This window comes from Janthinobacterium sp. TB1-E2 (assembly GCF_036885605.1).
Classification (GTDB): domain Bacteria; phylum Pseudomonadota; class Gammaproteobacteria; order Burkholderiales; family Burkholderiaceae_D; genus Janthinobacterium; species Janthinobacterium aestuarii.
Map to the genome: position 1 here is coordinate 2,242,294 of NZ_CP142523.1, position 22,057 is coordinate 2,264,350.

Annotated in this window: 16 protein-coding genes; 7 read left to right on the plus strand and 9 right to left on the minus strand. The window is 63.8% G+C overall.

Features of this window, described 5'->3' with window-relative positions; genetic code table 11:
* Positions 1-31: 31 nt before the first annotated feature.
* Together OPV09_RS10170 and OPV09_RS10175 are read right to left on the minus strand one after the other, a co-directional pair.
* Positions 32-1,306 carry a cytochrome c gene (locus OPV09_RS10170; RefSeq protein WP_338681511.1) on the minus strand — a complete coding sequence of 425 codons (1,275 nt, stop codon included), beginning with the start codon at positions 1,304-1,306 and terminating at the stop codon, positions 32-34.
* The gene (locus OPV09_RS10175; RefSeq protein WP_425324034.1) at positions 1,303-2,025 is read right to left on the minus strand and encodes a c-type cytochrome; all 723 of its coding nucleotides are present in this window, start codon (positions 2,023-2,025) and stop codon (positions 1,303-1,305) included. Before OPV09_RS10175 ends, OPV09_RS10170 begins: the two co-directional genes overlap by 4 nt.
* A gap of 155 nt (positions 2,026-2,180) precedes the next feature.
* Here OPV09_RS10175 and OPV09_RS10180 point away from each other — a divergent pair, with 155 nt between their 5' ends.
* Positions 2,181-3,602, plus strand: coding sequence for a PLP-dependent aminotransferase family protein (locus tag OPV09_RS10180; protein WP_338681513.1), 1,422 nt, complete (start codon positions 2,181-2,183; stop codon positions 3,600-3,602).
* 89 nt (positions 3,603-3,691) lie between these two features.
* A complete protein-coding gene (locus OPV09_RS10185) occupies positions 3,692-4,039 on the plus strand; it encodes a DUF4870 domain-containing protein (RefSeq protein ID WP_034758731.1) in 348 nt (115 codons plus the stop codon).
* 21 nt (positions 4,040-4,060) lie between these two features.
* On the opposite strand, the gene OPV09_RS10190 is transcribed toward OPV09_RS10185, so the two are convergent.
* Genes OPV09_RS10190 through OPV09_RS10200 form a run of 3 tightly spaced genes read right to left on the minus strand, consistent with a single transcriptional unit; the run spans position 4,061 to position 5,673 of the window.
* Positions 4,061-4,486 (minus strand): SMI1/KNR4 family protein, encoded by a 426-nt coding sequence (locus tag OPV09_RS10190; protein ID WP_072456552.1) that lies wholly within the window; start codon positions 4,484-4,486, stop codon positions 4,061-4,063.
* Positions 4,487-4,506: 20 nt separating this feature from the next.
* Positions 4,507-5,154, minus strand: coding sequence for a 3'-5' exonuclease (locus tag OPV09_RS10195; protein ID WP_070304052.1), 648 nt, complete (start codon positions 5,152-5,154; stop codon positions 4,507-4,509).
* 9 nt (positions 5,155-5,163) lie between these two features.
* Positions 5,164-5,673, minus strand: coding sequence for a ProQ/FINO family protein (locus tag OPV09_RS10200; protein ID WP_034758713.1), 510 nt, complete (start codon positions 5,671-5,673; stop codon positions 5,164-5,166).
* 580 nt (positions 5,674-6,253) lie between these two features.
* Between OPV09_RS10200 and rpoD the strand changes: the two genes are divergently transcribed.
* Complete coding sequence (gene rpoD / locus OPV09_RS10205; RefSeq protein WP_070304051.1) at positions 6,254-8,812, plus strand: RNA polymerase sigma factor RpoD; 2,559 nt, start codon at positions 6,254-6,256, stop codon at positions 8,810-8,812.
* Between the two features lie 64 nt (positions 8,813-8,876).
* Here the strand turns inward: rpoD and OPV09_RS10210 are convergent, their stop codons facing one another.
* From OPV09_RS10210 to ppc, 3 genes are all read right to left on the minus strand, one after another.
* Entirely contained in the window at positions 8,877-10,016 is a 1,140-nt protein-coding gene (locus OPV09_RS10210; protein ID WP_338681517.1) for an HAF repeat-containing protein, read from the minus strand.
* Between the two features lie 54 nt (positions 10,017-10,070).
* The gene (locus OPV09_RS10215) at positions 10,071-11,867 is read right to left on the minus strand and encodes a PAS domain S-box protein (RefSeq protein WP_338681518.1); all 1,797 of its coding nucleotides are present in this window, start codon (positions 11,865-11,867) and stop codon (positions 10,071-10,073) included.
* A gap of 179 nt (positions 11,868-12,046) precedes the next feature.
* Complete coding sequence (ppc, locus tag OPV09_RS10220; protein ID WP_338681519.1) at positions 12,047-14,896, minus strand: phosphoenolpyruvate carboxylase; 2,850 nt, start codon at positions 14,894-14,896, stop codon at positions 12,047-12,049.
* 243 nt (positions 14,897-15,139) lie between these two features.
* Here ppc and hemC point away from each other — a divergent pair, with 243 nt between their 5' ends.
* Genes hemC through OPV09_RS10240 form a run of 4 tightly spaced genes read left to right on the plus strand, consistent with a single transcriptional unit; the run spans position 15,140 to position 19,265 of the window.
* Positions 15,140-16,144: a hydroxymethylbilane synthase gene (gene hemC, locus OPV09_RS10225; protein WP_338681521.1), complete on the plus strand. Its 1,005-nt coding sequence runs from the start codon at positions 15,140-15,142 to the stop codon at positions 16,142-16,144.
* The gene (locus OPV09_RS10230; protein ID WP_338681523.1) at positions 16,137-16,919 is read left to right on the plus strand and encodes a uroporphyrinogen-III synthase; all 783 of its coding nucleotides are present in this window, start codon (positions 16,137-16,139) and stop codon (positions 16,917-16,919) included. Before hemC ends, OPV09_RS10230 begins: the two co-directional genes overlap by 8 nt.
* Positions 16,916-18,064, plus strand: a complete 1,149-nt coding sequence (locus OPV09_RS10235) for a uroporphyrinogen-III C-methyltransferase (RefSeq protein ID WP_058049383.1) — start codon at positions 16,916-16,918, stop codon at positions 18,062-18,064. Before OPV09_RS10230 ends, OPV09_RS10235 begins: the two co-directional genes overlap by 4 nt.
* A 4-nt stretch (positions 18,065-18,068) precedes the next feature.
* Positions 18,069-19,265 carry a heme biosynthesis protein HemY gene (locus OPV09_RS10240; RefSeq protein ID WP_080698801.1) on the plus strand — a complete coding sequence of 399 codons (1,197 nt, stop codon included), beginning with the start codon at positions 18,069-18,071 and terminating at the stop codon, positions 19,263-19,265.
* A gap of 93 nt (positions 19,266-19,358) precedes the next feature.
* On the opposite strand, the gene OPV09_RS10245 is transcribed toward OPV09_RS10240, so the two are convergent.
* The gene (locus OPV09_RS10245; RefSeq protein WP_338681527.1) at positions 19,359-21,785 is read right to left on the minus strand and encodes a membrane-bound PQQ-dependent dehydrogenase, glucose/quinate/shikimate family; all 2,427 of its coding nucleotides are present in this window, start codon (positions 21,783-21,785) and stop codon (positions 19,359-19,361) included.
* Positions 21,786-22,057 lie beyond the last annotated feature (272 nt).

Here is a 22,057-nt window from a genome sequence, read left to right on the forward strand (position 1 = left end):
AAGCCGGCGCAAGCCGGCTTTTTCATGTCTCCTATTCCAGCGGCACGCTGCGGTATTTATTGACTTCCAGCGCCGACACGGCCGGCGCATCATTGCCCCACGACGCCCGCAGATACGTCACCACGGCTGCCACTTCCGCGTCATCCATGACGGGGCCGAACGGCGGCATGCCGTAGGGGCGCGGGTTGCCGCGGGTGCCGGGTGCGAAGCCGCCGTTGAGCACGAGGCGGATGGCGTTGACAGCCGACTGCGTCGTCAGCGCGCGGTTGCCGGCCAGCGGCGGATAGCCGGGCGGCACGCCCTTGCCGTCGGCCTGGTGGCAGCTAGCGCATTGCGCCTCATACAGTTTCGCGCCCAGCGCCAGTTGCTGCCTCGCTTGTTCCGACGTGTCGCGCGGCGCCCGTTGTGCGGGCTGCGCGGGACCGGGCAGGCTTTTCAGGTAGACGGCCATCGCCTGCACGTCGGCCGTACTCATGTGCTGCAGGCTTTGCCGCACGACTTCCGCCATGGGGCCGAAGACGGTGGCGCGCGGCGACACGCCCGTTTGCAGCAATTCCACGATATGCGCCGTATCCCAGTCGCCGAGACCCGCTTCCGCGTCCGACGTCAGCGACGGCGCGTACCAGCCCAGCACAGGGATCAAGCCGCCCGACAGGCCGTCGTCGCTGCCACCCAGGGTCGTGCGGCTGCTATGGCAGGCGCTGCAGTGTCCCAGGCCCTGCACCAGGTAGGCGCCGCGGTTCCATTCCATGCTTTTGTTTGTGAGCGGCTGGTACACGCCCGGCTTGAAATACAGGGCGCGCCAGGCGGCCAGCGCAATCTGCTGGTTGTAGGGAAAGCGCAGCGCGTGCGGCGCGTTCGCCTGCTTGTGCGGCGGCACGCTCTGGAAATACGCGTACAGGGCGTCGCTGTCTTCGCGCTGCACCTTGGTGTAGCTGGTGTAGGGAAAGGCCGGATACAGCAAGCGGCCATCCTTCGACTTGCCGTTGTGGATGGCGCGCCAGAAATCGTCGGCCGTCCAGCTGCCGATGCCTGTTTCCTTGTCCGCCGTGATGTTGGGCGAGAGCACCTTGCCGAACGGCGTCTGCAAGGCCCGTCCACCCGCATACGGCACGCCGCCGCGCGTCGTGTGGCAAGCCATGCAGTCGCCCGCCTTGGCCAGGTAGGCGCCGCGCGCGACCAGCTGTTCCTGGCTCAGGGTGCTGGCCACGGCGGGCGGCCCCGGGTCGTCGCCCGGGTACAGCACAAACCTGGCACCGGCCGCGCCGATGGCCACGATGGCGGCCGCGATCATCCATTTTTTCATGGCGCCACCTGCGCGCTGGAACCGGGCACGCCGCCGCAATGCAGCGGCAAGGGCACGGTGATGTTGCTGGCGGGGCGCGCATCGGCGCTGGCCACCTGCGTGCCCAGCCAGGCCGAGACGGCGCCCACATCCGCGTCGGACAGGCGCTGCGCCACTTGCGCCATGCAGTCGGGCGCATGGGCGCGGCGGATGCCGTTCTTCCACGCGCCCAGCTGGGCATTGATATAGTCGCGCGGCAAGCCCAGCAAGCCGGGGATAGCGGGCGCCACGCCGGCCAGCTGCTGGCCGTGGCAGGCGATACAGGCGGGAATCTTTTTGCCGGCGTCACCGCGCAGCACCAGTTGCTGTCCCCGCGCCAGAGCGACCGCGCCGGCGCCGCTGGGCTGGGCCGGCGGCGGGGCAGGGTGTTGTGCCGCAAAATACTCGGCAATTTCGCGCAGGTAATCGTCAGACAAGTGTTCGACCATGTAGTTCATCAGCGGATACTGGCGCCGCCCCTCGCGAAAGTTCAGCAGCTGGTTGTACAGGTAGCCGGCAGGCTTGCCGGCGATGCGGGGGAAGAAGGCGTCGTGCTTTTCCTGCTGTGCATGACAGGCCGTGCACGCCTTGATGCGCTGCTCCAGGCTGTCGTGGCTGGCGGAGATGGCAGCGGGCGCGGCCAATGCCATGCCGGGCATCATGAGGGCCAGGGCCAGCATGGAGAGGGAATGCGGTAGCATGGAGAGTTGCATGGAAAATAGCCTGTCTCGTCGGTCGATATTGTGTACCGGTGTTGCTGCCCGGCTAATTTTTATGAGCCTAGCATATACCGGGTGCTGTTACTGTGACAGGATCAGTTGTGCAATAAAACTACGGATCAGTTTGAGGAGCAGGGTTGAAACGATATGAGGAGTTGGCGGAAGAAGTCGCCGCCATGATCAGCGCGCAGATGTTGCTACCTGGCGATAAGTTACCGTCCGTGCGCCAGCAGCATGCGCGCAGGGGCGTCAGCCCGTCGACGGTGTTCCAGGCCTATTATTTGCTCGAAGCGCGCGGCATGATCGTCTCGCGTCCCCGCTCCGGCTATTACGTGGCGCCGCAGCGCGCCGCGCTGGCGCCCGAGCCGGACAGTTCCCATCCGCTGGCCGCCAGCACCACGGTCGACGTCAGCGACCTCGTGTTCGAAGTGCTGGGCGCCGTGGGCGCGCGCGATATCGTGCCCTTCGGCTCGGCGTTTCCCAGCCCGCATCTGTTTCCCATGGAACGGCTGGCGCGGGCCGTGTCGGCCAGCATGCGCCGTCTCGACCCGTGGAGCACCGTCACGGATTTGTCCTTGGGCAATGCGGAACTGCGCCGCCAGATCGCGCTGCGCTACCAGCTCGACGGCGTGCCCGTTTCCAGCGACGACATCGTCATCACGAATGGCGCGCTGGAAGCGCTGAACCTGTGCCTGCAAGCCGTCACGCGGCCCGGCGACACGGTGCTGATCGAGTCGCCCAGCTTCTATGCCTGTTTGCAGGCGCTGCAGCGGCTGGAACTCAAGGCCGTCGAGATCGCCACCAGCCCTCGCGATGGTGTCGACCTGGCCGCGCTGGAAGAGCTGTTGCAGCGCCACCAGCCCAAGGCGTGCTGGCTGATGACGAGTTTCCAGAATCCGCTGGGAAGCCTGATGCCGTCGGAAAAGAAGCGCGCGCTGGTCGAATTGCTGGCGCGCCACGACGTGCCGCTGATCGAGGATGACGTGTATGGCGAGCTGTACTTTGGCAAGCAGCGCCCCGGTCTGACGAAAAGTCACGACAGCGCGGGTCTCGTCATGCATTGCAGCTCGTTTTCGAAGACCCTGGCGCCCGGTTTTCGTTTGGGCTGGGCCGTGGCGGGCCGCTATGCGCGCCAGGTCGAGCGCCTGAAACTGACGACCAGCCTGTCGGCGCCGATACCGCTGCAGATGGCGCTGGCCGACTACCTGGCGCAGGGCGGCTACGATCGTCACTTGCGCCAGCTGCGGCTGACCCTGGCGGCGCAGCAAAACACCATGCTGCAAGCCATCGCCGTGCATTTTCCCCCTGGCACGCGTGTGACGCGGCCGCAGGGCGGCTATTTTGTCTGGGTGGAAATGCCCGTGGGTATCGATGCGCTGGCCTTGCACCGCAGCGCGCTGGCGGCCGGCATCAGCATTGCGCCCGGCCCTATCTTTTCCGCCACGCGCGCGTTTCGCCACTGTATTCGCCTCAATTACGGCCACCCGTGGAGTCCGCAGCTGGAAGAGGCCATCGCCACCCTGGGGCGGCTGGCGCAGGCCGCGGCAAGCGGCACATGAAAAAAGTCCCTTGCACCAGCAAGTGTTTCATTCCAAAAGGAAATATTGCTGCTATATTGATGTATCTATAACTAATGATGGGAATGATAATGGATAACACGCAGCCGGAAGTGGGCCGTACGCAAGATACGACGATGGCCATTCTGTCCCATGTTGGCGGCCTGTTCACCAGCTGGGTGGCGCCGCTGATCATTTACCTGATCAAGAAAGACGATGCGGATAAATTTTCGGCCGAGAACGCCCGCGAAGCGCTCAATTTCCAGATCACCCTGATCATCTGGTATTTCGCCTGCTTCATCCTGTCGTTCGTGCTGATCGGCCTGTTCCTGTTCTGGATCGTGGCGCTGGCCAATCTGGTGTGCTCGATCGTCGCGGCCGTCAAGGCCAGCAATGGCATCACTTACCGCTATCCGCTGACCTTGCGCCTGGTCAAATAAGGCTGCGCCGGCCGCCGGGTTTCAGCCCGGCCGGCCGGGCAGTATGAGGAATGACGCAAAGTCGGGTGCCACCGTGCTGGTGGCGCCTGTTTCATGCGACCACAGCACGACCACGGGCTCGCCCGATGGCCCCGTTTGCGCATAGTCAAAACAATAGTAATCGCCCGTGCCGAACTGGGCGAAGGGCAGCAGGGCGCTGGCCTCGTTGCCGCCACCCACATTCCTCAGCCATTCCTGCCAGCCCGTGTTGTAGTGGCGCTCGATTGATTCCCACGTCTTGCGCGCATTGGCCGCGTCGTAGACGGGAAATATGCTCAAGGCGCCCAGCGCGCGGCCATTGTTGACCAACAACCATTGCACGTAGGACGCGGGCAGCGCTCGCCCCAGCGCCTGTTCGGCGGCGGCGATCGCCTCAAGCGTGGTGCCGATGGACTTGTTCTTGTTCATGCTGCGGAAAGGCGCCAGCTTCAGGCAGGAGCGGGCGGCGGGGCCGGTGGCGTGCTGGCGCGCGGGGCTTTTTGCGGCGTGACCTTGCCGCCTTCGGCGATCCAGCGGCGGTACACGCGCAGGGCCACTTGCGCATCGTCGGCCGCGTACAGGATCTGCTTTTCCGTCAGGCGCGAGGTGGCCCAGTTGGTGGTCGAGATTTTTTTCGATTTCTGCAGGTGCAGGCCGAAGAACTTGGCCACGGCCGTCTTCGCGCCCAGGTCGTTGCGTTGGCCGCCGCGCAGGGCGACGGACAGGTCGAGCACCTGGGCTGGCGCGATGCCGAGCTTGTTGCGCAGGCGCTTGACGTCGTCGGACAGGCCAAAACCCACTTTCAGGGTGGTGGTCGATTCGAGGATGGCTTTGAGTTCGGCCAGGGCCGGCGCCGGCGTGCTGCCCACCTGGAACAGGTAGGCGATGTCGTCGGTGGCCAGCTGGATCAGATGGGGGCCCGTGGAAGACTCGCCCTTGACGAACGTCGGCTTCGATTCCGTATCGAAGCCGATGGCGTCCGCTGCCAGCAGGGCGGCCATGGCCGCTTTTGCATCATCGCTGGTGCGTACCAGCTTGACGTGGTCGAGGGCGATGCCTTGATACGGGGGCAGTGGCGGTGCGGCAGCTGTGTCCATGAAACCGGATCAGCCTTTGCGCGAGAATTTCGCGGTCAGCTGATTCAGTTTTTCCAGGCGCAAGCGGTTTGCTTCTTCGGCGGCCGCTGCATCGCGCTCGGCTTTCTTGCGCTCGGCTTCCTTCTTGAAGCGCTGCTGCAATACTTGCGTGGCGTGGTCGCGGTGGGTTTGCGTCACTTCCGCGCCGGCCGTGCCGTCGAGGTCGTAGCGTACCTTGGCTTTTTCCATCACGCGCAGGTAGCGCAGCGAACCCGTGTGGATGCCCAGCGCCGTGCGCATCAGCTTGCGGTCCAGGTCCGGCAGGCGTGCCAGGATCTGCTTGTCGATACCGATCGACAAGGGCAGGCAATCGCGGAATGGCGGGAATTGCTCCTGGAACTGCTTCAGCAGCGCGCGCGCGGTCAGGCCGGCAGGCGCCGGCGTGGTCGCTGCGGCCGGTGCCGCCGCTGGGGCTGCATCGACTGGCGTGTCAGGAGTGGTGGCTTGCTGGTCTGGCGTGGAGCTGGTCATCGACATCATTGGTTGGGCTATAAAAGGGGAGCATAGCACGCGCCACAGGCAAGTGCATTGTCTTTTTTGGCAACTTGCGCTCAACTTGCGCTGCGATAGGCGGGTCCGCGCTACAGCGGACGCAGCGCGAAATGCGGGAAATGTGTATAATGTCGGCTTGCGCTGATGACTGGACCCCGTATTTGACGGTCTGGCTCAGGTGTGCAGGGGATAGGAGCAGTGCGGTACAGGATCCCAATTATTAGTATTTTTGATATCGGATATTCCTCTTATCAATTATCCAGATAACTGGCCTTCGTGCATAATCTTGCTCTCCGCTGTGTCTTCACTGAACAACAATAGATTCAAGCCCGTTCTGGTACGGGCTTTTTTTCATTCCGCAATGTACATCGCTTATTTATCTGACCCGGCTTCGGCCCCGCCGTTCCGCATGACGGATGCGCGGGCTTTGAACGTCCCGATAGACAGGCGCCGCTGCCGTTAACACGGTAGCCGCAACAATACGCTCCATCGAGTCCGGTTTCGCAGGCTTAGGTGGAATCATTCACTTCGCGCCGACACCATCTGGTCTCGCATTAAGAGATATCTCATGAAGAATACGCCAAAAACTTTAACGTTGTCCGCCAAGGCGCCACGCCCAGCCGCGGCACCACTTGCCGTACCCAAAACGACTTTATCTTACTTCATCGATAATGCGCAAGCGAATCCGGAAGCCACCGTCACGACGGCGCCGACCGTCGTCACCGTGGTGAAGAAAAGCCGCTCGCGCCTGGCCGCCGTGCCACCGGCCGATACGGCTGCGGAAGCGGCCGTCAGCGCGCCAGCCGCCGAGGCTGTTGCCGACGTGACCGAGGCCGCTGAACCCGCCCCGGCGAAGACGCCAAGCGTGAAGATCGCCCCTGGCGCCAAGGCTCCGGCCGCGCCGCGCAAGGTCAGCGAAAGCGCCGCCACGAACAAAGTGGTGACGGCAGCCCGTTCGAAAGTCGTGCGCGCCAAGCCGGAAGCGGCGCCCGTGACCATCATCACCGGCGCGCAAGTGGTCAGCAAAACCACGGACGCCGATGCCCTGGCCGCCATCGATACCTCGAATTATTTCCTGCCAACCGTCAAGGTGCCAGGCCGTCGTGGCCGCAAACCAAGCGAATTCACGCCGGAAAACGATGAAGTGGCGGCACTGAACGCCGTCGAACGCGCCGAACTGAAGGCCGTGTCGAAGGCGCGCGACCGCAAGGCCAAGGGCGGCCTGGCCGATGCACTGGGCGATCCGGAAGCCTCGGCAGCGGACCTCGAACGCCGCCGCAAGCAGATCACGGGCTTGATCAACATGGGCAAGGAACGCGGTTTCCTCACCTATGCCGAGATCAATGACCAATTGCCTGAAAACATCATCGATCCGGAAGCGATCGAAGGCATCATCGCCACCTTCAACGACATGGGCATCGCCGTCTACGAGCGCGCCCCTGACGCGGAAAGCCTGTTGTTGACTGACAACGTCGCCACCGTCACCAGCGACGATGAAGTGGAAGCGGCTGCCGCGACCGCCTTGTCGACCGTCGACTCCGACTTCGGCCGCACCACCGACCCCGTGCGCATGTACATGCGTGAAATGGGCGCCGTGGCGCTGCTGACGCGCGAAGGCGAGATCGAGATCGCCAAGCGCATCGAAGGCGGCCTGAAAGACATGATCCAGGCCATTTCCGCCTGCCCGACCACCATCGGTGAAATCGTTGCGCTGTCGCAAAAAATCGCGCGCGACGAAATCAAGGTCGATGAAGTGGTCGACGGCTTCGTCGATCTGAACGAAAGCAATGCCCCGGCGCCAGCCGCTGCCGCCGCGCCTGCCGCCGCCAGCGGTGACGACGAGGAAGAGGAAGAAGAAGCCGAGGAAGAAGACGGCGACGCCAATGGCGGCGCGGCCGGTTTCTCGAGCGAGCAATTGGCGCAGCTGAAAAAGAATGCGTTGGAGAAATTCAACGTCATTTCGACGCAGTACGACAAGATGCGCAAGGCGCCCGAGGGTTATAACTCGAAAGCCTATATCAAGGCGCAGGAAGCCATTTCGCAGGAATTGCTGGGCATCCGCTTCACGGCCAAGGTCGTGGAAAAGCTGTGCGACACCCTGCGCGGCCAGATGGAAGAAGTGCGCCACATCGAGCGCGCCGTACTGGAACTGTGCGTGAACAAATGCGGCATGCCGCGCGCCCACTTCATCAAGGTGTTCCCGGGCAATGAATGCGACCTGGAATGGGTCGACCGCGAAGTCGATTGCAAGTATCCGTACAGCGCCATCCTCAGCCGCAACGTGCCTGCCGTCAAGGAACTGCAAAAGAAGATGATCGACCTGCAAGCGCGCGTGGCCTTGCCGCTGGCTGACTTGCGCAAGATCAACAAGCAGATGGCTGCCGGCGAAAAGCGTGCGCGTCACGCAAAACGCGAAATGACGGTCGCCAACTTGCGCCTGGTCATTTCGATCGCCAAGAAATACATCAACCGCGGCTTGCAATTCCTCGATCTGATCCAGGAAGGCAACATCGGGCTGCTGAAGGCCGTCGACAAGTTCGAATACCGCCGCGGCTACAAGTTTTCGACCTACGCCACCTGGTGGATCCGCCAGGCGATCACGCGTTCGATCGCCGACATGGCCCGCACCATCCGCGTGCCGGTGCACATGATCGAAACGATCAACAAGATGAACCGCATCTCGCGCCAGATCATGCAGGAAACGGGCAGCGAGCCGGACCTGGCGACCCTGGCCGTCAAGATGGAAATGCCGGAAAACAAGGTGCGCGAAATCATGAAGATCGCGAAAGAGCCGATTTCCATGGAAACGCCGATGGGCGAAGATGGCGATTCGCAACTGGGCGACTTCATCGAAGACAACACGACCCTGGCGCCGCTGGACGCCGCGCTGCACGCATCGATGCGCAACGTGATCAAGGAAGTGCTCGATTCCCTGACGCCGCGCGAAGCGAAAGTGCTGCGCATGCGTTACGGCGTGGAAATGTCGAACGACCACACCTTGGAAGAAGTGGGCAAGCAGTTCGACGTGACGCGCGAGCGTATCCGTCAGATCGAGGCGAAAGCCATGAGCAAGCTGCGCCAGCCTTCGCGTTCAGATAAATTGAAAACCTTCCTGACGCAAAACTAAGCGTAGGGCAAGCAACAAAAAAAGAGGCGCAAGCCTCTTTTTTTTCGTCCATCTCCAGCGTTGCTTACATAAAATATGTGCGCTGGCCTGGCAGGCCGGCGCGGTGATGGCGCTGCAGCTTGTACAGCGCCACGCCGCTGGCGCCGAGGATGAAGGTGAGGAACAGCCAGTCCAGCGGGTTGCGGCGCGGCGGTGGCGGCGACGCTTGCGACGGCACGGCGAAGGCCTGGAATTTATGCCCCGTGTAGATGGCGCCCACCACCAGCCCGGCGTCCGTGATCTTGTTGGTCAGGTACAGGCCGTCGTCGCGGCGGCGCACCGTCATCACGCCTTCCTTGTAGACAAAGGTCATCGGTTCATAGCCGTTGATGTTGACGCTGCCGACCACGTGTCCGGCCGCATTAACCGCCGTGGCGTAGCTGTCGCCCTGGCCGATCATGGCGCCCAGGTCGAGCATGCGCTTGCCGTCCCAGGCAAACGCGTGCCAGCGCCGCTTCTCCGTTTCCGAGGCGCCCACGATCAGGCCCGCGTCGTTGATGGCGGTGGCCGAGCTGATGCGTCCGCCGGGCAGGGTGCCGATTTCCTGCATGCCCGCGCCGGGGCGGTAGACGAAGGCGCGGCGGTAGCCATCGTCGCGCTGGGCCGTGCCCACCACCACGCCATGGCTGTTCAGGCCGCTGGCATAGCTGCTGGCGCCGCCCAGGGTGCCCAGGTCTTGCAGGCTGTGGTCGGCTTGCGTCACAAAGGCGTGGAAATCGCCGCCGCTGGTATCGGCATAGCCGGCCACCTGGCCGCCGCGCGCGATGGCCGTGGCGTAGCTGCTGGTGCCGCCCAGCGTGCCCAGGTCGCGCATGCCGTCCGCCGCATCGTAGCGGAAGGCGTGCCAGGCGCCGCTGGCCGTCTGCGCCGAACCGACCACCACGCCATGGATATTGATGGCCTTGGTGAAACCTTCATCGCCGCCCAGGGTGCCCAGCTCGCGGATGCGGCCATGCTGGTACGTCACGGCGCGGCGCCGTCCTTCTTCCTCCATGATGATGCCGGCCACCAGGCCCGCCGGGTTCAGGTCGGACGCGATGCTGCCATTGCCATCCCTTTCACCAAAGCCCCGTTCGGCATAGATGGTGGCGCTGGCGGTGGAGACGGCGGCCAGCAGGCACAGGCCGAGCAGTGGGGCGGGGAGCCGGGAGAACCGTGGCGGCATGATAGTTTCCTCAAAGAAAAAACTTACTATACTTTTTATGTTTAAAATTGATACTTAATTTGCTACTGTTTTTAATAATCTTTGTATTTCGTCATTCTCGGCCGGCGCGCCTTTCCTGGGTTGCGGCAGGTGGATGGCCAGCACCGTGCCCTGGCCGGCCTGGCTGTCGATACGCAGTTCGCCGCCCAGCGCGTGGACACGTTCGCGTATGCTTTTCAGGCCGAAGGCGGCCCGCTTGCCGTGGTCGCCCGGCTGCATGCCGATGCCGTTGTCGCTGATGCGCAGCACGATGGCGTCCGCGTCCTGCGCCAGCGCCACTTCCACTTCGCTGGCCTGGGCATGGCGCACGATGTTCGACAGCGATTCCTGCAGCACGCGAAAGATGGCCGACGTCTGGCGCTGGTCCAGGCCCAGGTCCGGCGCCTCGCTGTCGAGCTTGAGCCGGTAGCGGATGGCGCCGCGGCCCTCCATCTGGCGGATCAGCCATTCGGCCGCCGGGCCCAGTCCCAGCTCGAGAGTACTGGGATGCAAGTCATTGATGATGGTGCGCACGGAGCGGATGGTGGTATCGATGGTGTCGAGCACGCGCTGCGCGTGGCGGTGCAGGCGCGGATGGCCCTTGGCCGTGCGCGCGTGCAGCAGCGACACATCGATGCGCAGCACCATCAGGTTCTGGCCCAGGTCGTCATGAATGTCGAGCGCGATGCGGCGCCGCTCTTCTTCCTTGATGGTTTGCTGGTGGTCGGTCAATTCGCGCAGCTGGGCCAGGGTGCGTTCCAGGTTTTCCTCGTTGCGCTTGCTGTCGGTGATGTCGATGGCCATGGCGATGATCATCTGCGGCCGGCCGTGGGCGTCAAACACGGGTTTCTTGTGCGTCTGCACCAGGCGGTTTTCCTGCAACTGCGCGTTCCATACCAATTCTTCGCGGATCACCACCTTGCGGCTGGCAAATGCTTCCCGGTCCGCCGCGTGGAAGCCCATGTTCTGCTCCTTGGGAAAGTGCTGCAGGTCGCGTCCTTCGGCGATGTCCTGCTGGCGCACGCCCCATTGCTGTTCGCAAGCCTGGTTCATCAGCAAAATGCGCGAATCGGCATCCTTGAGGAACAGCGACAGGGGCATCATGGAAATGATGTCCTGCAGCCGCTCCTCGCTGCGCGCCAGGGCCGCTTCCGTTTGCGCGCGCATGGCGATTTCCGCGGACAGCTGGAGATTCACGTCGAGCAACTGGGCCGTGCGCAGGGCCACGCGGCTTTCCAGCTCCGCATGGGCGACGCTGAGCGCATGCTCGGCCCGCTTGTGTTCCGTGATGTCGTTGGCCAGCACGAGCGCGCCCGTCAGGGCACCCAGCTGGTCGTACAGGCAGCGGCCGCTGATCATGGCCCAGCGTTCCGAGCCGTCGCTGTGCCAGTACTGCAGTTCGCCCATGCAGCTGTGTTCCTGCGTGCGCCTCAGCGGGCACAGGCGCAGCAAGGTCGCTTCATCGTGGAATTCGCTCATCTTGTGGCCCAGCAGCTTTTCCGCCGGGATGCCCAGCATGTCGCACAGGCGCTGGTTGAGATGCAATATCGTGCCTTCCGCATCCGTTTGCCACATCCCGTCCTGCGCCGTCTCGCTCAGGTCGCGGTAGCGCATGGCGCTGGCGTCGAGCTGCAGTCGCGTGCTGGCCAGGTGGTTGCGCAGCACGCGCAGCAGCCACAGTGCGATGCCGCCAGCGGCCGCCAGCAGCAGCGACAGCCAGACATGTTCCCAGAAGTTGAGTTCCTGCCAGGCCGCGCCCGCCAGCCAGCCCAGCACGACCAGGATGATGGCGGCGCATGCCGCACCCAGCGTTTCAATCGACCATTTGCTCATCCGCATTCCTGGCGTCGTGGTTGGCCGCTGCGGTGCGCCTGGCGCCGGAGTGGGGGGAGGATATTCCACGCTAGTGTAATACCAAATATTGCTTTCTTGAGAATATTTTTCCATTGGGCAAGCAAAAGGGCCGGCCCTTGCGGTGCCGGCCCCTGCCTGCCGATGGCAGCTTGACGTGATCAGCCCGTGTTGCGCAAGCCTGCCGCCACGCCATTGATCGACAGCTGGATACCGCGGTGCACCCGTTCGTCGACTTTACCGGCGTTGGACAGGGTGCGGTTGCGCTTGATCAATTCCACCTGCAAGTGGTTCAGCGGATCGAGATAGGCGAAGCGGTTCTGGATCGAGCGGGCCAGCAGCGGATTGCCCGCCAGCCGTTCCGTATTGCCTGTGATCAGCACCAGGCAGCGCAAGGTGTTGCCATGCTCGTCCGTGATGCGCTTGTAGATGCGTTCGCGCAAGCCCTGGTCCGCCACCAATTCCGCATAGCGCGAGGCGATCGCCAGGTCGGTCTTGGCCAGCACCATGTCCATGTTCGACAGCAGGGTGGCAAAGAACGGCCATTCGGCGTACATGGCGCGCAGGGTGGCGATCCTGTCATCCTTCGCGGCGCCGTCGGCCTGATTGATCCAGGCCTCGATGGCGCTGCCGAAGCCGAACCAGCCCGGCAGCAGCAAGCGGCACTGGCCCCAGGAAAAGCCCCAGGGAATGGCGCGCAAGTCTTCGATGCGCTGGTTGGCCTTGCGCGAGGCGGGGCGCGAACCGAGGTTCAGTTCGGCAATTTCCGCAATCGGCGTGGCCGAGAAGAAATACTCCGTAAAGCCCGGCGTTTCATACACGAGGTGGCGGTAGGCGTGATAGGCGAGGTCCGACAGTTGCGCCATCACGGCTTCGAACTGCGCCAGCTGGCTGTTGCGGGCCGGATTGGCTTCCTGCGGCGCCAGGCTCGCTTCCAGAGTGGCGGCGACCAGCAATTCCAGGTTGCGCCGGCCGATTTCCGCATTGGAAAACTTCGAGGCGATGATCTCGCCCTGTTCCGTCAGGCGGATCTGGCCGTTGACGGTGCCCGGCGGCTGGGCCAGGATAGCTTCGTAGCTGGGTCCGCCGCCACGGCCCACCGTGCCGCCGCGGCCATGGAACAGGCGCAGCTTGACGCCGGCCTTTTGAAAGTCGGAGACGAGCGCCAGTTCCGCCTTGTACAGTTCCCAGTTCGACGTGAGGAAGCCGCCATCCTTGTTCGAATCCGAATAGCCGAGCATGACTTCCTGCAGCTGTCCCTGCTTGGCGATCAATTGTTTTACCAGGGGCAAGGCCATGACCTGGCTCATGATGCCGGCCGCGCGCTGCAGGTCGGGTATCGTTTCGAACAGGGGAATGACCATCAGTTCACACGTACTGTCGCCGTCGCCTCCGGCCTTCCAGTCGGTGCGCAGCAAGCCCGTTTCCTTTTGCAGCAGCAATACTTCCAGCAAGTCGGACACGGTTTCCGTGTGCGAGATGATGTAGTTGCGGATGGCCCGCGCACCGTAGCGCTGGCGGATGTCGCGCGCCGCGCGCAGGATCGCCAGCTCGGAATCCGTCTCCGTGGCGTAGGCAATGTAGGGCGAATACAGCAAACGCGGCTGGGCCAGTTCGTTCAGCAGCAGCGCTTGCTTGTCCTCCTCGGACAGGGCCGTGTAATCGGCGGCCACGCCGCTTTTCGCGAACAGGTCGGCCAGCACGCGCTCGTGCACGTCGGAGGTCTGGCGCATGTCGAGCGACGCCAGGTGGAAACCGAAGATGTCGGCCGCGCGCGCCAGGGTGGCCAGGCGCGGGCGCACGAGGGCGGCGCCGTGGTGCGATTCAAGCGAGGCGACGATGGTGCGCAAGTCGGCCACAAAGGCGGCCGCGTCAGGATAGGCGGCTGCCGCGCCCACTTCCTTGCGCAGGATGTTGGTGGCGCCCAGCGCGCGGGCCGTGGCGGCCAGGCGCGCATAGATGCCGATCAGGGCGCGGCGGTAGGGCTCGTCGCTGCGGTGCGGCGAAGCGTCCGGCGACTGGTCGGCCAGCGCCTGCAGTTCGGCGCTCACGCCCACCATCAGGGTCGAGACGGACAATTCCGCGCCCAGCGCGTGCACTTCGTCGAGGTAGAAATCGAGGATGGTGGTGGCGTGGCGCGCCAGTGCGTGCTGCATGGTGCCCGCGTTGACGTTCGGGTTGCCGTCACGGTCGCCGCCGATCCAGCTGCCCATCTGCACGTAGGCGGCATTAATCGGTTCTATCGTGCCGTCGCCGTTCGGGTACTCGGCGGCGATGTCTTCCTCGATATCGTCATACAGGCCCGGCAGTTCGCGCAAAAAGGTGATGCGGTAGTAGGACAGGGCGTTTTCGATCTCGTCGGCCACCGTCAGCTTCGAGTAGCGCAGCATGCGCGTCTGCCACAGGGTGGCGACACGCGAGCGCAGCAGCTGCATGTTGGCTTGCCGTTCTTTCGGCGTCTGCGGCAGGTCGCGCTCGGCCAGCAGGCGGGCGATGTCGTGCTCGGCGTCGAGGATGCTCTTGCGCTGCACTTCCGTCGGGTGGGCCGTCAGCACGGGCGCGATCAGGGCGTCCTGGAAGAAGGTGTCGACGGTCTTGCGCGGCACGCCGGCCATGCGCAGTTTTTTCAGCGCGAAGCTGATGCTGCCCTTTTGCGCCGGCGAGCCGGCCAGCAGGTGGGCGCGGCGGCGGCGGATGTGGTGCTGGTCTTCCGCGATGTTGGCCAGGTGCGAAAAGTAGGAAAAGGCGCGCACGACGGAAATCGTCTGTTCGCGGCTCAGTTCCTTGAGCATGGCGTCCAGTTCCAGGGCCGCGTCCGCGTCCGCTTCGCGGCGGAAGCGTACGGAAGTCTGGCGTATGGTTTCCACCACATTGAAGACGGCGTCGCCTTCCTGTTCCCGCAGCACGTCGCCCAGCAGGCGGCCCAGCAGGCGGATGTCTTCTTTCAGCGGCGCGTCCTTGTCGGAGCCGGCCGCTGGAACTATTTCTGGTGCTACTGCGTCATTGAGCATAATAAAGAACCAAAGTAAGTGTAAAAGCAAGGGAATGTGGATCGCACCGGGCGTTTGGCCGCAGAGGGGAGGGGGCGCATGATAAAATTTGTGGTCTTCAACATGGACGCTAGCCTGACTTGGCCTTCTAGGCCAAGGGATAACGATTATAGCGACGCCGGGCGCCATTCCGATACAAATTGATATCGGACGGGCGAAATGGCAACGACAATGACAACGACAGCCACAGCGAAAGAACTTGTTTTGAAAGCATCCGAATTGACCCCGAACGAATTGAATATTCCTGCCCGCCTGGTGATCGCCACGCGCGAGAGCCGTCTGGCCATGTGGCAAGCCGAACACGTGCGTGCGCGCCTAGCCGCCCTGTATCCGCAGTGTAGCGTTGAAATTCTCGGCATGACCACACGCGGCGACCAGATTCTGGACCGCGCCCTGTCCAAGGTAGGCGGCAAGGGCCTGTTCGTCAAGGAGCTGGAAGTGGCGATGGAAGAGGGCCGCGCCGACCTGGCCGTGCATTCGCTGAAAGACGTGCCGATGGAGTTGCCGCAAGGCTTTGCCCTGGCCGCCATCCTCGAGCGCGAAGACCCGCGCGACGCGTTCGTGTCGAACGATTACGCCAGCCTGGCCGAGCTGCCGCAGGGCGCCGTCGTCGGCACCAGCAGCCTGCGCCGCCAGTCGCTGATCGCCGCCCGCTACCCGCACCTGACCATACTGCCCCTGCGCGGCAACCTCGATACGCGTTTGGGCAAGCTGGACCGTGGCGATTACGCGGCCATCATCCTGGCCGCCGCCGGCCTGAAGCGCCTGGGACTCGAATCGCGCATCCGCGCCGTGCTGGCGCCGGAAGACAGCCTGCCGGCGGCAGGCCAGGGCGCCATGGCGATCGAGATCCGCAGCGGGCGCGCGGACGGCGCCGACCTCGTGCGCCTGCTGGCGCCGCTGAACCACGCGGCCACGGCGCAAGCCGTCACGGCCGAGCGCAAGGTGTCGAAGATTTTCGGTGGCAGCTGCCAGATTCCCCTGGCCGCGTTCGCTACAGTCGAAGGCGAACAGATGCGCTTGCGCGCCATGGTCGCCACGCCGGACGGCGCGCGCATGGCCAGTGCCGACGTCAGTGGCCCGGCCCGCGCGCCGGAACAGCTGGGCGAGCAAGTGGCCGAACTGCTGCGCGGGCAAGACGCCGCCGGCATCCTCGCCTCGTGCGCCATCACGCCCGACAACCATGAAGGCCTGGCGCCGCATGCCTGACACCGTGGTGATCACGCGGCCCGCGCAACAAGCGGGGCCGCTGGCCGCCCACATCGCGGCGCTGGGCTTGTCCGTGCAGCTGCTGCCGCTGCTGGAAATCCACGCGCTTGACGGCGAGCACGAATGCGCGCAGCTGCAAGCCGTGCTGGCGCGCCTGCGCGAGTTTGACCTGGTGGCCTTCGTCTCGCCGAACGCCATCGATTGCGTCTTTGCGCACCTGTCCGCCTGGCCCGCCGGCGTGCCGCTGGCCGTCGTGGGCGAGGGCAGCCGGATGGCCCTGGCCGCGCATGGCGTCACGGAGGCCAACGCGTCCATCACCAGCCCGCTGGATACGGCGCGCAGCGATTCCGAACATTTGCTGCTGGCGCTGGACTTGCCGGCCCTGCGCGGCAAGCGCGTGCTGATCGTGCGCGGCGATGGCGGACGCGATTACCTGGCCGACGGCTTGCGCGCGGCCGGCGCCGAAGTCGAGTTCGTCACGGCCTACCGCCGCAAGGTGCCGACGCTGACGCCGGCCTTGCGGGCGACCCTGGAAAAGCTGTTGCAGCATAATAATGACTGGATCATCACCAGCTCGGAAGCGCTGCGCGGTTTGCTGGCGCTGCTGGGCGAAATGGATGCTGAAAAGACGGCTGTTGTAAAAATGCAACAGCAGCATCTGATCGTGCCGCACGCCCGCATTGCACAAACGGCGGCGGCCCTGGGTTTTGCCCGTGTCACCCTGACAGGATCAGGCGACGCAGGAGTGCTCGCCGCGTTACAATCACGACCATGAACGAAATGCCTACACTCTCCGAACCGAATGCAACGCCTGGCAGCGCCGTGAAGACGGCGCCGCAGGCGGCCGACCAACCTGCCGGCCGCGCGCCGACTTTGCTGGAACAGCTGCAAAAGCCCATGAGCATCGCCGTCATCGTGCTGGCCGTGCTGCTGGCTGCGCAAAGCTGGTCGACCAGCAAGCAGATCCGCAACCTGCGCGAAGAAGTGGCCAAGCGCCTGCAAAAGGGCGATGTCAGCAATGCCGAAACGGGCGTGCTGGCGCGCAACGTGCAAGAAGGCACGAAAGAGCTGGAAATCAAGGTGGGCGCGCTGGAAAACCGCCAGAGCGAAACGCAAAGCCAGCAGCTGGCCCTGGAACAACTGTATAACGACTTGTCGAAGAACCGCGACGAGTGGGCGCTGACGGAAATCGAGCAAGTGCTGTCGACGGCCAGCCAGCAGCTGCAACTGGCCGGCAACGTGCCCGGCGCGCTGATCGCCCTGCAAAATGCGGACCGCAGCCTGTCGCGTTCCGACAAGCCGCAATTCATCACCATCCGCCGCGCCATCGGGCGCGACATGGAAAAACTCAAGGCCCTGCCTAGCGTCGATTCGACGGGCGTAGCCCTGCGCCTCGACGCCGTGATCGCCCAGATCGATTCGCTGCCGATGCTGTCCGACGAAACGCCGGCCTTGCCGGCCGCGCCGGAAAAACCGGGCAAGGCCAAGCCCGTGCGCGATGCCGCCGGCAAGCTGGTGGGTCCGCCTGCGCCGGAACCGATGCTGCAAAAAGTACGCGACGGCTTCAATACCTGGAGCGGCGACATGTGGGCCGACGTGCGCCAGTTGATCCGTATCCGCCGCGTCGATACGCCGGAAGCGCTGATGCTGTCGCCGACACAATCGTATTTCTTGCGTGAAAACGTCAAGCTGCGCCTGCTCAATGCCCGCATGGCCTTGTTGTCGCGCAATGAAACGGCTTTCCGTAACGACTTGATCGCTGCGCAGGATGCGCTGGCCAAGTATTTCGACACCCGCGCCAAGAGCACGCAGACGGCGCAAGCACTGCTGCGCCAGGTGCAGGGCAGCAACTTGGCCATCGAAATGCCAACCTTGTCCGACAGCCTGACGGCTGTGCGCAACTACAAAGCGAAGTCCTGAGCCCATGCGTCTATTTCTCTGGTTACTCGCCCTGATGGCCGCGGCGATCGGTATCGCCGTGACGGCCCGTTTCAACCCCGGCAACGTGGTGCTGTTCTATCCGCCGTACCGCATCGATTTGTCGCTGAACTTCTTCCTGCTGCTGCAGGTCGTGCTGTTCGTGCTGCTGTACCTGCTGGTGCGCGCCGTGCGCGCCACCGTGCGCATGCCGGCGCAAGTGGCGGCCTACCGCCAGCGCAAGCGTGAGCGTGACGGCAACAAAGGCTTGCGCGAAGCCTTGAAAGCCCTGTTCGAAGGCCGTTTCGGCCATGCGGAAAAAGCTGCCTTGCGCGCCGCCGAGCTGGAAGAAAACGCCGGCCTGGCCGCGCTGATCGGCGCGCGCGCCGCGCACCGCATGCGCCAGTCCGAACGCCGCGACAGCTGGCTGTCCCGCGTCGAAGGCGATGCCAGCCTGAAGACGGCCCGGTTGATGACGGTGACGGAATTGCTGGTCGACGACCACCAGCCGGAAGCGGCCCTGGCCGCCGTGCGCGAACTCAATGCCAGCGGCACGCGCCACATCCACGCGCTGCAATGGTCGCTCAAGGCTGAACAGCAGGCGAAGAACTGGCCGGAAGTGCTGCGCCTGGTGCGCTCGCTCGACAAGCACCGCGCCCTGCATCCGGCCCTGTCGTCGCGCCTGCGTGAGCTGGCCTACGACCATTTGCTGTCCGACCCGTCGCATGACGCGGAATCCTTGATGCGCGTGTGGTCCACCGTGCCCAGCAGCGACCGGGTCAAGCCGTACATCGCCTGCCGCGCCGCCACGGCCCTGAATGCGCGCGGCTTGCACGATGAAGCGCGCCTCGTGTGCGAAGAGTCGCTGGCCGCCGACTGGGACGAGCGCGTTGTGCGCGCCTACCGCGAAGCGGCGGCGCCAAGCGGCACGCCGGCCCTGCTGCTGCAGATCGAGCATTGCGAGCAATGGATGAAACAGCGTCCGCTCGACGCGGAACTGGCGCTGACCCTGGGCACTTTGTGCCTCAAGCAAAAACTGTGGGGCAAGGCCCAGCGCCACCTGGAGCAGGCCTTGTCGGACGCGAACGAGCCGCAGATGGTGCGCGACGCCCACCTGAAGCTGGCGCAGATGCACGACGCCTTGCAGCAGACGGAACAGGCTGCCGCCCATTACCGGCAGTGCGCCTTGGCAACCATCCTGTAAGCCACTTGTTTCTTCAGACGTAAAAAAGCCGTTCAGTGCAGACTGAACGGCTTTTTTTTGCGCTGCTAGCTTGCTACTTTACTTCTTCGCGCTTTACTTTTTCGGTACGGCGGCACCTTCGGGCAAGGCATACGCGACCAGGGTATCGCTCATCTTCGTGCCCAGCGAACCGTGGCCGCCGGCCATGACGACGACGAACTGGCGTCCCGACTTGTTCGACACATAGCTCATCGGCGTAGCCTGGCCACCGGCTGGCAAGCGGGCTTTCCAGATCACTTTGCCGTTGCTGACGTCGTAGCCGCGGATGTAGTAGTCGAGCGTGCTGCTGAGGAAGGTCACGCCGCCACCGGTGGTGACCATGCCGCCCAGGCTGGGCACGCCCAGTGGTAGCGGGATCGGCACGGGACCGCTGTCGCGCGTGGTGCCGTTCTTGTGCATCCACACTTTTTTCATCGTGCGCAGGTCGACGGCGGCCACATAGCCCCACGGCGGTGCCTGGCACGGGAAGCCCAGCGGCGACAGGAATGCCTTGATTTCCACGGCGAACGGGACGCCCGTCTGCGGCTGCAAGCCCATTTCGCCACCGGTGCCGCCCTTGGCCGTCGTTTCCGCGCGCGGTACGAGTTTTTCCAGGAAGCCCATGTAGTCAGGGTTGACGATCAACAACTGGCGCACGGGATCGATGGCCGCGCCACCCCATTCGAAGATACCCAATGGGCCCGGGGAGATGACGGCGCCCTTGCCAGCCGTTTGCGGCGTGAACGGGCCTTCATAGCGGCGTTCCTTGAAGATGATGCGGCAGGCGAGCTGGTCGAACGGTGTCGTGCCCCACATGTCCGCTTCGCTGATGTTGCGTTCAGGCAGGAAGGTCAGGGCCGAGAACGGCTGCGTGGGCGACAGGGTGTCGCCGGCGGCAGGATTGCTCGTCGGCACGGGTTTTTCCGGCGCCGGCACGACCAGGCTGCCATCGCGGCGGTCGATCACGTAGATGTCGCCGCGTTTTGTCGTGGCCACGACGGATGGCACTTTGCCTTTCGGCGTGTCGATGTCGACCAGACTCGGCTGGCCGCCGATATCCATATCCCAGATATCGTGGTGCACGGTCTGGTAGACCCAGCGCACCTTGCCCGTTGCCAGGTCCAGCGCGACGATGGCGCTGTTGAATTTCTCGCCATTCTTGTTGCGGTTGCCGCCCCAGGTATCGGGCGTTTCATTGCCCATCGGGATGTAGACCATGCCCAGCTTTTCATCGATGCTGGCCACGCCCCACGAGTTCGGCGAGTTGTTGGTGTAGTTCTTGCCTTCAGGGAAGGGTTGCGTATCTTCCGGCGTGGCCGGGTCCCAGTTCCACATCAGCTTGCCGGTGACGGGATCGTAGCCGCGGATCACGCCCGATGGCTCTTCCGTCGAATGGTTGTCCGTCACGCTGGCGGCGATCACGGCCATTTTCTGCGACACGGCCGGCGGCGAGGTCGGCATCAGGAAACCGCGCTTGATCATCGCCATGTTCTTGTACAGGTTGACGACGCCGTTGTTGCCAAAGCTCTTGCACGACTCGCCCGTATCGGCGTTGACGGCGATCATGGTGCCATCCATGGTTGGCGCCAGGATGCGGCGCGGGCATTCCATGCCGGCAGCTTCGGGGGCTGGATTGTTCTTCGCGCGGCCCGCGTTCACGTCCCAGTACGCCACGCCGCGGCAGATCATGTGCTGGTAGCTGGCCGCGTCGCGGTTGATCTTCGGATCGTGGCGCCAGATTTCCTTGCCCGTGTCCGGGTTCAGGGCGATGACGATATTGTGCGGCGTGCACAAATACAGCATGTCATTGACCTTCAGCGGCGTCACTTCGTTGGCGATCTCGCCCGGGTCGTTCGGTCCCTTGAAGTCGCCCGTGTGGTAGGTCCAGGCTTCTTTCAGGCCGGAAATATTCGCCGGCGTGATTTGCGCGGCCGGGGCATAGCGGTCGCCATAGCCGGAGCGGCCATACGCGGACCAGTCATTGTGCTCGACGCCGGGTGCCAGGTCGCCCGTGGCCGTGGCGGCCATGTTTTCGGCAGGCACGTCGCCATGCAGGTCATGGTAGTCCTGGAACAGGGCGATGACACCGGCGATGACGGTCAGGGCCACGGCGGCGGAAAGCGCCGTCTTGCCCGCTTGTCCCTGTTTCGCCGCGGCGGCTGGCGCCAGGCGGCGGTTGACGAAGGGTAGCAGCAGCCAGACGGCGGCGGCAAACCAGATGTCGAGGCGCGGCAGCAATTGCCACCAGTCGAATTTCACTTCAATGACGGACCAGATGAGGGTGGCGAGCAGCAGCAGCGCCATGAACGGTTGCGCGCTGCGCTTGCCCTGGAAGACCAGCGCGCCGGCAACGAGCATGCCGATACCGGCCAGCAGGTAGTACCAGGAGCCGCCCAGAGAGGCCAGCCAGATGCCGCCGCCCAGCAGGGCGAGGCCAAACAGAATGAAAATAACGCCGGTGACCTTTAATAAAGGCCCGGGCCGGAAAGAGGGAATCATCATATTCCTTTTTGCAAGGATTTATCGGTGGCGCGTGATGCGCCATATTGAATCTAGCGAAGGCTTTGTTTGCAGAGTATGCGAAGTTTTGGAAACACCAGAATGTGACAGTTTATCAGAATTGATGATTGTCTTCTGGTCGTGCCATTTTTTGGAAGGTTCGCCATTTGAATAAATAAATGCTTCAAATAAGCGCAAATATTATGCTGGAAGAGGAGATTCCCGGGCTGGAGGCGTGTGTTGACGCGGCGACGTCGTCATGCGCCCGTATTGCG